The following is a 12,266-nucleotide window of genomic DNA, read 5'->3' on the forward strand; positions in this document are numbered from 1 at the left end:
CTGGAAGATGCGTGGCGCGGGCCGAAGGTTGCGTCTGGCCGCCCTGTTCGCGGCGGCGGCCTGCCTGACGCTGACGCTGTCCGGCTGCGCGGACGTCGACGCGACCTCACCGAGCAGCGCGCGCGGGACCGCGGCGCAGGGGGCGCCGGGGGCGCAGGCCCGGTTCGGCAGCGTCGACTGTCGTGAGGCGAAGTGCATCGCGCTCACCTTCGACGCGGGACCCAGCGAGAACTCGGCCAGGCTGCTGGACATCCTCAAGGAGAAGAGGGTCCCGGCCACCTTCTTCCTGCTCGGCAAGCGGCACATAGAGAAGTACCCGGAGCTGGTCACGCGGATGGCGGCCGAGGGCCACGAGGTGGCGAGCCACACCTGGGACCACAAGATCCTCACCCGGATCTCCGACGCGCGGATCCGCGAGGAACTGAAGCGGCCCAACGACGCGATAGAGCGGCTCACCGGGCACAAGCCCACGCTGATGCGCCCGCCGCAGGGCCGCACGGACGCCGACGTGCACAAGATCGCCAAGGAGCTGGGCCTGGCGGAGGTGCTGTGGACCGTGACGGCGAAGGACTACACGACCGACGACTCCGCGCTCATCACCAAGCGGGTCCTCGACCAGTCGTCCCGGGACGGGATCATCCTGCTGCACGACATCTACCCGGGAACCGTGCCCGCCGTACCCGGCATCATCGATGCGCTGAAGGCGCGCGGGTACGTCTTCGTGACGGTGCCTCAGCTGCTGGCACCGGGTACGGCGGAGCCCGGGAAGGTGTACCGCTGACGGCTCACCACGTCAGGTGCAGTTGCTCCGGGGAGCGGAGCACCATCGGCACCATGACGACCGGGGAGTCCTCGGCCAGCCGCAGCCCGGGCAGCCGGGACGTCAACTCCTTGAGGGTCGAGTGGAGCTGCTCGCGGGCGAGCCGGGCGCCGGGGCAGCTGTGGGCGCCGACGCCGAAGGAGAGGTGGCGGCCCGGCTCGCGGGTGATATCGAACGCGTCGGGGCTCGGGTGGCGTTCGGCGTCCCGGTTGGCGGCGCCGAACGCGACGAACACGTCGACGCCGGCCGGGAGTTCGGTGCCGGCCAGGGTGACCGGGCGGGTGGTGATCCGACGGAAGCCCTGGAGCGCGGTGTCGTAGCGGGCCGCCTCCTCCACGGCCGCCGGGATGCGGTCCGGCTCCGCGCACAGCAGCTCCCACTGGGCCGGGTGGCGCAGCAGGTGCAGCACCGTGGTGCCGATCAGGGCGCTCGTGGTCAGGTGCCCGGCGAGCAGCAGGTTCTGCAGGTGGCTGACGGCCTCGTAACGCTGCTCGGTGGTCAGTTCGGCCGTGCCCTCACCTGCCACGTCGACGACGATGTCGGTGCACAGGTCGTCGCGGGGATCGGCCCGGCGGGCCTGGACGTACCCCTCCAGGATGTGCTGCATGCGGACCACGGACTCGGCGGCGGCGACCTGCTCGTCCTCCGGCAGCGGGAGGAAGACCAGTTCCAGGAACCGGTACCCGCCGTCCACGATGGCGGGTACGTCGGCGGGGTCGAGACCGACGATCCGGCCGACGACCTCGCCGGGCAGCCGGCGGGCGTAGGCCGACATCAGCTCTACGGCTCCCTTGCCGGCGAACTCGTCGACGAGGGCGGCGGCGCGCTCGGCGACGAACGGGGCGATCCCGGCGACCTTCGCCGGGGACAGTCCGCGCACGATCGGCTCGCGCAGCCGCTTGTGCAGGTCGCCGTCGGTGACGACGACATGGGGCAGTTCGGGGACGCCGCCGGCGAGGACGGCGAGCGCGGCGGGCGAGGGCATCACGTCGGGCTTGAGCGCGTTGACGGAGGAGAAGTCCTCGGGACGGCCGAGGACTTCGCGCACGTCGGCGTCCCGGGCCACCAGCCAGGCGTCCAGCTCGGGAACCCGGACGAGTCCGTCGGCCCGCCGGGCCCGCTCGTAGTGCGGGTACGGGTCGCGATGCATCGTGCCGAGACTGTCGAGCAGTTCGCGGTCCATGGGCGTCCTCCGGCCGGTGCTGGGCGTCGGTCGGGATCATGGTGCCGTACGGATCGCGGGCCGGGAAGGGGAGCGTGGGCGGTCCGAATCGGAGCAACACCCTCCATTCCGGAGCCGAGTTCGGCGGAGTTCGGGGGCGTGGCCTCCGCCCTGCCCGGGCTCCGGAATCCCTAGGATCGTCGCGTGGTCTTCTTTCACCTCCAGCGCACGGTGCCGCTTCCCCTCGACGAGGCGTGGCGCCGGCTCACGGAGTGGCCCCGGCACGGCGAGGTGGTTCCGCTGACCCGCGTCACGGTGACTCCCGCCGCGCCCACACGCGAGGGCACGGTCGTCGTGGCCCGCTCCGGCCTCGGGCCGCTCGCCTTCGACGACCGGATGGAGGTCACGGTGTGGCTGCCCCCGGCGGACGACAAACCGGGGCTGTGCCGGCTGGAGAAGCGCGGCCGGGTGGTGCGGGGCTGGGCCGAGATCGAGGTACGGCCGGGCCCCGGCGGACGCACGCGCGTGCTGTGGCGGGAGGAGCTGGCGGTACGGTTCCTGCCCAGCCTCTTCGACCCCCTGCTCGGAGCCGCGGCGCGCACGGTGTTCGGCCGGGCGGTGAACCGGCTGCTCAGGCGCGCCTGAACGAACGGCAGCGGGCGGCAGGCCGGCGGGACCGGCCGGGGCTCAGTCCTTGCGGCCCGTTGCCGCGACCGTCACGCCCAGGCCGATCATCGTGAGTCCGCCGACTCCGCCGACCGCCGCGAGCCTCCGGGGCGAGCGGGCGAACCAGTCGCGGGCGGCGGAGGCGACCAGCCCCCAGACGCTGTCGGACGCGAGGGCGATGAGGTTGAACGCCAGGCCGAGCAGCAGCATCTGGGCCGGGACGTGGCCCTGCTCCGGGTCGGCGAACTGGGGCAGAACGGCGGCGAAGAACACGATCGTCTTGGGGTTGGCCACGCCCACCGCGAACCCCTCGCCCAGGGTCCGCAGCAGCCCGCCGTGCACCGGCGGCCCCGACTCGGCGAAGGCGGCCCGCAGCGAGCCGCGCTGCCGCCATGCCTTGACGCCGAGGTACACGAGGTAGGCGGCGCCCGCGAGCTTCAGGGTGGTGAAGGCGAGGACCGAGCGCTCCACGATCGATCCGATGCCGAGCGCCACGGCCACGACGAGCAGATAGGCGCCGAGCGTGTTCCCGACGACGGTGGTCAGCGCGGCCCGGCGCCCGTGCGCGAGCGCCCGCCCGATCACGAACAGCACGCTGGGGCCGGGCACCACGATGAGCAGGAAGGACAGGGCCGCGAAGGCCAGCAGACGGTCGGTGGACAGCATGGGCTCATGCAAACACAGGGGCGGCACCGGTCGGCAACCCGATTTCCGGGGCCGCAGCGGCGGGCCTCGACGGCCGGCGCCCTCAGGCCACCGACCCGATCCGTCCCGCGGGACGTGAGCCCGCGTCGTGGTGGATCGGGGTGTGCGCGCCGGTCAGGGAGACCCCGCTGCCGCCGCGCCGGGCCGCGACGATCTCCGCGGCGATGGACAGGGCCGTCTCCTCGGGCGTACGGGCGCCGAGGTCGAGGCCGATCGGGGAGCGCAGGCGGGCCAGTTCCAGCTCGGTGACGCCGACCTCGCGCAGCCGCTCGTTGCGGTCGAGGTGGGTGCGGCGGGAGCCCATCGCGCCGACGTAGGCGACCGGCAGGCGCAGGGCGAGCTGGAGCAGGGGCACGTCGAACTTGGCGTCGTGGGTGAGGACGCACAGGACGGTTCGGGCGTCGGTCTCCGTGCGCTCCAGGTACCGGTGGGGCCACTCGACGACGATCTCGTCGGCCTCGGGGAAGCGGGCCCGGGTGGCGAACACCGGGCGGGCGTCGCACACGGTGACGTGGTAGTTCAGGAACTTGCCGACCCGTACCAGGGCCGACGCGAAGTCGATGGCGCCGAAGACGATCATGCGGGGTGCGGGGACCGACGACTCCACCAGGACCGTGAGCGGGGCGCCGCAGCGGGAGCCCTGTTCGCCGATCTCCAGGGTGCCGGTGCGGCCCGCGTCCAGGAAGGCGCCGGCCTCGGCCGCGACGGTCCGGTCCAGTTCGGGGTGGGCGCCGAAGCCGCCCTCCCAGGAGCCGTCGGGGCGGACGAGCAGGGCCCGGCCCATCAGTTCGGCCGGTCCCTGCGCGATCCGCGCGACCGCCGCCGCGTCCCCACGGTCGGCGGCGGCCAGCGCGGCCGCGAACACCGGCCGGGCGGGACCGTCCGCCCGGACCGGCGTGACGAGGATGTCGATGATGCCGCCGCAGGTGAGGCCGACGGCGAACGCGTCCTCGTCGCTGTACCCGAAGCGTTCGAGGACGGTTTCGCCGTCTTCGAGCGCCTGCAGGCACAGGTCGTACACCGCTCCCTCCACGCACCCGCCGGAGACCGAGCCGATGGCCGTGCCGTCGGCGTCCACCGCGAGGGCGGCGCCGGGCTGGCGCGGGGCGCTGCCGCCGACGGCCACCACGGTGGCGACGGCGAAGTCACGGCCCTGCTCGACCCACCGGTTCAGCTCTTCGGCGATGTCCAGCATCTCTCGGTCTCCTAACGGGTTTGCGTGGGAGGGGCGTTGGGCGGCTAGTGCACGCCGAGCCAGCCCTCGATCGGATGCAGTGCGAAGTAGATCAGGAAGACGACCGTCAGACCCCACATGAAGGCGCCGATCTCGCGGGCCTTGCCCTGGGCGGTCTTGATGGCCACGTAGGAGATGACGCCCGCGGCGACACCGGTGGTGATGGTGTACGTGAACGGCATCAGGACGACGGTCAGGAAGACCGGGATCGCGGTGGCGCGGTCGGCCCAGTCCACGTGCCGGGCGTTCATCAGCATCATGGCGCCGATGACGACCAGGGCGGCGGAGGCGACCTCCTGCGGGACGATCGCGGTGACGGGGGTGAAGAACAGGCAGGCCGCGAAGAACAGGCCCGTCACGACGGAGGCGAGACCCGTGCGGGCTCCCTCGCCGACGCCCGTCGCCGACTCGATGAACACCGTCTGGCCGGAGCCGCCCGCCACACCGCCGATCGCACCGCCGGCGCCGTCGATGAACAGCGCCTTGGACAGGCCCGGCATCCGGCCCTTGTCGTCGGCCAGCTTGGCCTCGGTGCCGACGCCGATGATGGTGGCCATCGCGTCGAAGAACCCGGCGAGCACCAGCGTGAAGACGATCATGCCGACGGTCATCGCGCCGACCTTGCCCCAGCCGCCGAACTCGACGTGTCCGAAGAGCGAGAAGTCGGGCATGGAGACCGCGCTGCCGTGCAGTTCGGGGGCGCCGCTCGCCCACTGCTCGGGGTCGATGACGCCGAGGCCGTTGAGGATCGCGGCGACGATCGTGCCGGAGACGATGCCGATGAGGATGGCGCCCGGGATGTTCCGGGCCTGCAGCATGAAGATCAGCAGCAGGGTGCCGGCGAAAAGCAGGACCGGCCAGCCGGCGAGTTCACCGGCGGGGCCGAGGGAGACCGGGGTGGCCTTGCCCTGGTGCACGAAGCCGGCCTTGTAGAAACCGATGAGGGCGATGAACAGGCCGATGCCCATCGTGATGCCGTGCTTGAGCGCGAGCGGGATCGCGTTCATGATCATCTCGCGCAGGCCGGTCACGACCAGCAGCATGATGACCACGCCGTACATCACGCACATGCCCATGGCCTGCGGCCAGGTCATCTCCGGGGCGACCTGCGAGGACAGGACGCCCGAGACGGACAGGCCGGCGGCGAGGGCGAGCGGCACCTTGCCGACGAAACCCATCAGCAGCGTGGTGAAGGCCGCCGCGAACGCGGTCGCGGTGATCAGCGCCTTCTGGCCGAGCGTGTCCCCCGCCGCGTCCTTGCCGGACAGGATGAGGGGGTTGAGCAGGAGGATGTAGGCCATCGCCATGAAGGTGGTGATGCCGCCGCGGACCTCTCGCGAGACCGTGGATCCTCTCTTGGATATGTGGAAGTACCGGTCGAGCCAGGACCGTCCGGCCGGGACGCGGCTGCCGTCGCCGGCGTCCTCGGACGTGGTCCTGGGCTCCACTGACTGCTGGGTCATGGTGCCATCTCCCAAGGTTCACAGGGGCACCCGTGCAACCGCCCTGACGGTCACGGGATTTGGGAATGGACGACCCGGGGGACGGCCCGAGACGAACGAATTTCCTGGTACTTCAAGGACCGCGAGCGGTGCGGAACTCAAAGGGGTTCCTCCGGGCGGCGCGGCGGAGTGTGTGACGTTCCCTCACGCCGCCCGGAGAGCTGGGGTGTTACGCGGTCCCCGTGAGGTGCTCGGGCCGCACCGGAGTGCGGTTGAGCTCCAGCCCGGTCGCGTTCCGGATCGCCGCGAGGACGGCCGGGGTGGACGACAGGGTCGGGGCTTCACCGATGCCGCGCAGCCCGTACGGGGCGTGGTCGTCGGCGAGTTCGAGGACGTCGACCGGGATGATCGGCGTGTCGAGGATGGTCGGAAGCAGGTAGTCCGTGAAGGACGGGTTCCTGACCTTCGCGGTCTTGGGATCGACGATGATCTCCTCCATCACCGCGATGCCCATGCCCTGGAGGGTGCCGCCCTGGATCTGGCCGAGGACGGACAGCGGGTTGAGCGCCTTGCCGACGTCCTGGGCGCAGGCGAGCTCGATCACCTTGACCAGGCCGAGCTCGGTGTCGACCTCGACGACGGCGCGGTGCGCGGCGAAGGAGTACTGGACGTGGCCGTTGCCCTGGCCCGTGCGCAGGTCGAAGGCCTCGGTCGGCCGATGCCGCCACTCCGCCTCGATCTCGACGGTCTCGCCCTCCAGGACGTCGACCAGGTCCGCGAGGACCTCGCCGCCGTCGGTGACGACCTTGCCGCCCTCCAGCAGGAGTTCGGCGGTCGCCCAGGCCGGGTGGTACGTGCCGAACTTGCGCCGGCCGATCTCCAGCACCCGCTCGCGGACGAGTTCGCAGGAGTTCTTCACGGCGCCACCGGTGACGTACGTCTGCCGGGAGGCCGAGGTCGAACCCGCCGAGCCCACCTGGGTGTCGGCCGGGTGGATGGTCACCTGGCTGACGCCCAGCTCCGTGCGGGCGATCTGGGCGTGGACGGTGACGCCGCCCTGTCCGACCTCCGCCATCGCGGTGTGCACGGTCGCGACCGCCTCGCCGCCCACGACCTCCATGCGCACCTTGGCGGTGGAGTAGTCGTCGAAGCCCTCGGAGAAGCCGACGTTCTTGATGCCGACCGCGTAGCCCACACCGCGTACGACGCCTTCGCCGTGGGTGGTGTTGGACAGGCCGCCGGGCAGCTGCCGTACGTCGGCGCCCTCGCTGGACTCCCACTGGCGCTCGGGCGGCATGGGCATCGTCTTGACGCGGCGCAGGAGTTCGGCGACCGGGGCCGGGGAGTCGACCGGCTGCCCGGTCGGCATGATGGTGCCCTGCTCCATGGCGTTCAGCTGCCGGAACTCCACCGGGTCCATGCCGAGCTTCTTCGCCAGCTTGTCCATCTGCGCCTCGTAGGCGAAGCACGCCTGGACCGCGCCGAAGCCGCGCATGGCGCCGCAGGGCGGGTTGTTGGTGTAGAGGGCGATGGCCTCGATGTCGACGTCGTCGATGACGTACGGGCCGACCGACAGGGACGAGGCGTTGCCGACGACCGCCGGGGAGGCGGAGGCGTAGGCGCCGCCGTCCAGGACGATCCGGCACTTCATGTGCGTCAACTTGCCGTCGCGCGTGGCCCCGTGCTCGTAGTAGAGCTTCGCCGGGTGCCGGTGGACGTGCCCGAAGAAGGACTCGAACCGGTTGTAGACGATCTTGACGGGCTTGCCGGTGCGCATCGCCAGCAGGCAGGCGTGGATCTGCATCGACAGGTCCTCGCGGCCGCCGAACGCGCCGCCGACGCCGGCCAGCGTCATGCGCACCTTCTCCTCGGGCAGGCCGAGGACGGGCGCGATCTGTCGCAGGTCGGAGTGGAGCCACTGGGTGGCGATGTAGAGGTGGACGCCGCCGTCCTCCTCGGGCACGGCGAGGCCGGACTCGGGGCCGAGGAAGGCCTGGTCCTGCATGCCGAAGGTGTACTCGCCCTCGACGATCACGTCGGCCCGCTTGCGGGCCTCCGCCACGTTGCCGCGGATGATCGGCTGGCGGTGCACGATGTTCGGGTGCGGGACGTGCCCGGCGTGGTGGTCGTCGCGGCCCTCGTGGACGAGGATCGCGTCCGGCGCGGTCGCGGAGGCCTCGTCGGTGATGACGGGGAGTTCGCGATAGTCCACCTTGATCTTGGCGGCGGCGCGGCGGGCCGTCTCCGGGTGGTCGGCGGCGACGATCGCGACCGGCTCGCCGTGGTGGCGTACCTTGCCGTGCGCGAGGACCGGGGTGTCCTGGATCTCCAGGCCGTAGTTCTTCACCTCGGTGGGCAGGTCGTCGTACGTCATGACGGCGTAGACGCCCGGCGTGGCCAGGGCCTCGCTCGTGTCGATCGACACGATCTCGGCGTGGGCGACGGTGGAGCGCAGGATCTGGCCCCAGAGCATGTCCTCGTGCCACATGTCGGACGAGTACGCGAACTCGCCGGTGACCTTGAGGGTGCCGTCGGGGCGGAGCGTGGACTCGCCGATGCCGCCCTTGGTCTGCGACCCCTGGGTGATCTTCGTAGGAGCGCCGTTGGTCGGCATGGTGGTCAGACCCCCTCGGACTGGCGCGCGGCGGCAAGGCGGACCGCGTCCATGATCTTCTCGTAGCCCGTGCAGCGGCACAGGTTGCCCGACAGCGCCTCGCGGATGTCCGCGTCGGTCGGGTTCGGGTTGCGCTCCAGCATCTCGTCGGCGGCGACGAGCAGACCCGGGGTGCAGAAGCCGCACTGGACGGCGCCGGCGTCGATGAACGCCTGCTGGATCGGGGAGAGCTCGGCGCCCTCGCCGGTCTGCGAGTCGGTGCCCTTGGCCCCCCACTGCTGGGCGTCCTGCAGGGAGGTGCCGCAGGCGCTGGTGGCGCAGCCGCCCTCGGCGCGCTGCTTGGCGTGGTCCGCGAGGCCCTCGACGGTCACGACCTCGCGGCCCTCGACCTGCCCGGCGGCGACCAGGCAGGAGCAGACCGGCACGCCGTCCAGGCGCACGGTGCAGGAGCCGCACTCGCCCTGCTCGCAGGCGTTCTTCGAGCCGGGCAGCCCCAGGCGCTCGCGCAGGACGTAGAGCAGGCTCTCGCCCTCCCAGACGTCGTCGGCTTCCTGCGGACGACCGTTGACGGTGAAGTTGACGCGCATCACGCAGCTCCCTCGGTGGTGCGGCGGGTGCCGCGGTACGACTCCCAGGTCCAGGTGAGCGTCCGGCGGGCCATCACGCCGACCGCGTGGCGGCGGTAGCTCGCGGTGCCCCGGACGTCGTCGATCGGGTTGCAGGCGGCGGAGCACAGGTCCGCGAACTGCTTGGCGACCGACGGGGTGATGATCTTTCCGTTGTCCCAGAAGCCGCCCTCTTCGAGCGCCGCGTTCAGGAACTCCTCCGCGGCCTTCGCGCGGACCGGGGTGGGCGCGGCCGAGCCGATGCCGGTGCGCACGGTGCGGGTCTCGGGGTGCAGGGCGAGGCCGAAGGCGCACACGGCGATGACCATGGCGTTGCGGGTGCCGACCTTCGAGTACTGCTGCGGGCCGTCGGCCTTCTGGATGTGCACCGCGCGGATCAGCTCGTCGGGCTGGAGCGCGTTGCGCTTGACGCCGGTGTAGAACGCGTCGATGGGGATCAGCCGGGTGCCGCGGGCCGCCGACTCCACCTCGACCTCGGCGCCGGCCGCGAGGAGGGCGGGGTGGGCGTCACCGGCGGGCGAGGCCGTGCCGAGGTTGCCGCCGACGCCGCCGCGGTTGCGGATCTGCGGGGAGGCGACCGTGTGCGAGGCGAGCGCGAGGCCCGGCAGCTCGGCACGGAGATTCTCCATGATCCTGGTGTACGGGACGGAGGCGCCCAGCCGCACCGTGTCCTCGCCGACCTCCCACTCGTAGAGGTCGCCGATGCGGTTGAGGTCGAGCAGGTACTCGGGCCTCCGGTGGTCGAAGTTGATCTCGACCATCACATCGGTGCCACCCGCAATCGGCACAGCGGTGGGGTGCTCGGCCTTCGCGGCGAGCGCCTCCTCCCAGCTGGCGGGGCGAAGGAAGTCCATGACCGGCTCTCTTCTTCTTCGTCTCGTGGGTCGTACAGATTGAGCCAATCCGTGTGCGGCGGGCCCGGCTCGTTCATGTCCTGTTAACGCGGAGTGGAGTCAGTACACCGCTCCGTGCTCCAACGGGGTCAGTCACCGAAACCATGAAGGAGTTGGCTGGCCACGGCGGGCATCTTGTAGATTCGTATGAACGGAGGTCATCGGTAACCTCTCCGTTTTCCTCGGGAAACGCAGGTAACAGCCGGACGACCCCGGAGTACGGCCGGCGTGCCCCCGCGCCGGGCCACTCCCCCGTCACCCAGACAAGATCCATCGTAGTTTTCGAGACAAAGAACGGCGGCGACGAGATGCGGCTGCGCGCACTTCTGGACACCGATGCGCTGGGCCTGCGGCTGCTCGGCGGCGAGGACGAGCTGGACCGCTCGGTCCGCGGTGTCATGACCACCGACCTGCGCGACCCGAGCCGCTATCTCTCCGGCGGTGAGCTGGTGCTCACGGGCCTGGCCTGGCGCCGGGACGCCGACGACTCCGAGCCGTTCGTACGGATCCTGGTTCAGGCCGGGGTGGCGGCCCTCGCGGCCGGCGAGGCCGAGCTGGGCGATGTGCCGGAGGACCTGGTGCTGGCCTGCGCCCGGCACCGGCTGCCGCTGTTCGCGGTGCACGAGTCGGTGGCGTTCGCGACGATCACCGAGTACGTCGTCCGGCAGGTCTCCGGCGAGCGGGCCGGGGATCTCGCGGCGGTGGTGGACCGGCACCGGCGGATGATGACCTCGGGCCCGGCGGGCGGCGGCCCGGACGTGGTCCTGGACCTGCTCGGCACCGACCTGGACCTGCGCGCCTGGGTGCTCTCGCCGACCGGCCGGCTGATCGCGGGCTCCAAGGTCGTGGGCCCGGAACTGCCGCCCGAGACCTGCGCGCAGCTCGCCGCCGAGCACCTCGCCGCCACCCGCGGCGGCCGGCGCGGACCCCACCGGGTCCCGCTGGGCGGCACCACGTACTCCCTCTTCCCGATCCGCTCCTCCGGCCGCTCCCCGGGGGCCGCCCGGGACGTGCGCGAGACGGTCCTGTCGGACTGGCTGCTGGCCGTCGACGCGGACGCCGGCGACTGGCCGGCCGAACGCCTCGACCTGCTCCAGGGCGTCACCCAGCTGATCGCCGTCGAGCGGGACCGCCGGGACGCGGCGCGCACGGTACGGCGCCGGCTCGCCCAGGAGGTGCTGGAGCTGGTGCAGACCGGTGCCGCGCCCGCCGAGATCGCCGCGCGCCTGAGGGTCGCGGCTCCGGTGCTGCTGCCCGGGCTCGGGGCGGCCCCGCACTGGCAGGTCGTCGTGGCCCGTGTCGAGTGGGACGGCGGCGAGGTGGAGGGCGGCCCGGTGGCCCAGTCGCTGCTGGAGGAGGTCCTGGTCGACCCCCTGGCCACGGGCCCGGAGCAGTCGGACCGCATCGCCGTCGCGCACACGGGCGACGAGGCGATCGCCCTGGTCCCCCTACCGGCCGTCTCCGCCGAGCACGACGGCTCGGAGACCGGCCTGCTCGCCGACGCCCTGCTCCAGTCGGTGCGCGAGCCGCTGTCGGCGGGCCTGAACGACGACGGCCGGCTCACCCTCGGCGTCAGCGCCGCCGTCCACTCGGCGGAGGGGCTGCGCGGCGCCCTGGAGGAGGCCCGGCACGCCCGCCGGGTCGCCGCGGCCCGCCCCGGCCGGGTCTGCGCGGCCGGCCACCAGGAACTGGCCTCGCACGTCCTGCTGCTCCCCTTCGTCCCGGACGACGTCCGACGCGCCTTCACGGCCCGCCTGCTGGACCCGCTGAAGGACTACGACCGCCGTCACCGCGCCGAACTGATCCCGACGCTGGAGGCGTTCCTCGACTGCGACGGCTCCTGGACCCGCTGCGCCACCCGTCTCCACCTGCACGTCAACACGCTGCGCTACCGGGTCGGCCGTATCGAGCAGTTGACGGGACGGGACCTCTCGCGCCTGGAGGACAAGCTGGACTTCTTCCTGGCACTGCGCATGAGCTGAGGTCAGACGGGGCGCGCGGCGGCCGAACCAAGTCACGCCAAAGCACCGCCACTTTGTGAAATCTTTCACCCACCCTCTTGGCCCGGCCCCGCCATTGGTGCTGGAATGCCGCCACCACTCAA

At 71.9% G+C, this 12,266-nt stretch carries 10 protein-coding genes; 3 read left to right on the forward strand and 7 right to left on the reverse strand.

All coding sequences use genetic code 11. The annotated features are described in order from the left end of the window. Window positions 1-7: 7 nt before the first annotated feature. A complete protein-coding gene (locus ABZ865_RS10770) occupies window positions 8-781 on the forward strand; it encodes a polysaccharide deacetylase family protein (RefSeq protein WP_361227310.1) in 774 nt (257 codons plus the stop codon). A 4-nt stretch (window positions 782-785) separates the two neighbouring features. Here the strand turns inward: ABZ865_RS10770 and ABZ865_RS10775 are convergent, their stop codons facing one another. Further along, window positions 786-2,003 carry a cytochrome P450 gene (locus ABZ865_RS10775; protein ID WP_361227033.1) on the reverse strand — a complete coding sequence of 406 codons (1,218 nt, stop codon included), beginning with the start codon at window positions 2,001-2,003 and terminating at the stop codon, window positions 786-788. 183 nt (window positions 2,004-2,186) lie between these two features. On the opposite strand from ABZ865_RS10775, the gene ABZ865_RS10780 reads away from it, so the two are divergent. Further along, window positions 2,187-2,627, forward strand: a complete 441-nt coding sequence (locus tag ABZ865_RS10780) for an SRPBCC family protein (protein ID WP_361227036.1) — start codon at window positions 2,187-2,189, stop codon at window positions 2,625-2,627. A 42-nt stretch (window positions 2,628-2,669) separates the two neighbouring features. Here ABZ865_RS10780 and ABZ865_RS10785 read toward each other — a convergent pair whose 3' ends face one another. From ABZ865_RS10785 to ABZ865_RS10810, 6 genes are all read right to left on the reverse strand, one after another. Further along, window positions 2,670-3,314, reverse strand: coding sequence for a LysE family translocator (locus tag ABZ865_RS10785; RefSeq protein WP_361227039.1), 645 nt, complete (start codon window positions 3,312-3,314; stop codon window positions 2,670-2,672). A gap of 82 nt (window positions 3,315-3,396) precedes the next feature. Continuing rightward, the gene (locus tag ABZ865_RS10790; protein ID WP_361227041.1) at window positions 3,397-4,548 is read right to left on the reverse strand and encodes an XdhC/CoxI family protein; all 1,152 of its coding nucleotides are present in this window, start codon (window positions 4,546-4,548) and stop codon (window positions 3,397-3,399) included. 44 nt (window positions 4,549-4,592) lie between these two features. Continuing rightward, window positions 4,593-6,050 carry an NCS2 family permease gene (locus ABZ865_RS10795; protein ID WP_361227044.1) on the reverse strand — a complete coding sequence of 486 codons (1,458 nt, stop codon included), beginning with the start codon at window positions 6,048-6,050 and terminating at the stop codon, window positions 4,593-4,595. A gap of 208 nt (window positions 6,051-6,258) precedes the next feature. Then, on the reverse strand, window positions 6,259-8,643 hold the full coding sequence (locus ABZ865_RS10800) for a molybdopterin cofactor-binding domain-containing protein (protein WP_361227047.1): 2,385 nt from the start codon (window positions 8,641-8,643) through the stop codon (window positions 6,259-6,261). Between the two features lie 5 nt (window positions 8,644-8,648). Continuing rightward, window positions 8,649-9,230: a (2Fe-2S)-binding protein gene (locus tag ABZ865_RS10805; RefSeq protein ID WP_361227050.1), complete on the reverse strand. Its 582-nt coding sequence runs from the start codon at window positions 9,228-9,230 to the stop codon at window positions 8,649-8,651. Further along, on the reverse strand, window positions 9,230-10,123 hold the full coding sequence (locus ABZ865_RS10810) for a xanthine dehydrogenase family protein subunit M (RefSeq protein ID WP_361227053.1): 894 nt from the start codon (window positions 10,121-10,123) through the stop codon (window positions 9,230-9,232). Before ABZ865_RS10810 ends, ABZ865_RS10805 begins: the two co-directional genes overlap by 1 nt. 347 nt (window positions 10,124-10,470) lie before the next feature. Here ABZ865_RS10810 and ABZ865_RS10815 point away from each other — a divergent pair, with 347 nt between their 5' ends. Then, window positions 10,471-12,144 carry a PucR family transcriptional regulator ligand-binding domain-containing protein gene (locus tag ABZ865_RS10815; protein ID WP_361227056.1) on the forward strand — a complete coding sequence of 558 codons (1,674 nt, stop codon included), beginning with the start codon at window positions 10,471-10,473 and terminating at the stop codon, window positions 12,142-12,144. Window positions 12,145-12,266: the final 122 nt, after the last annotated feature.

The organism is Streptomyces sp. NPDC047085 (genome assembly GCF_040643735.1).
Taxonomy (GTDB): domain Bacteria; phylum Actinomycetota; class Actinomycetes; order Streptomycetales; family Streptomycetaceae; genus Streptomyces.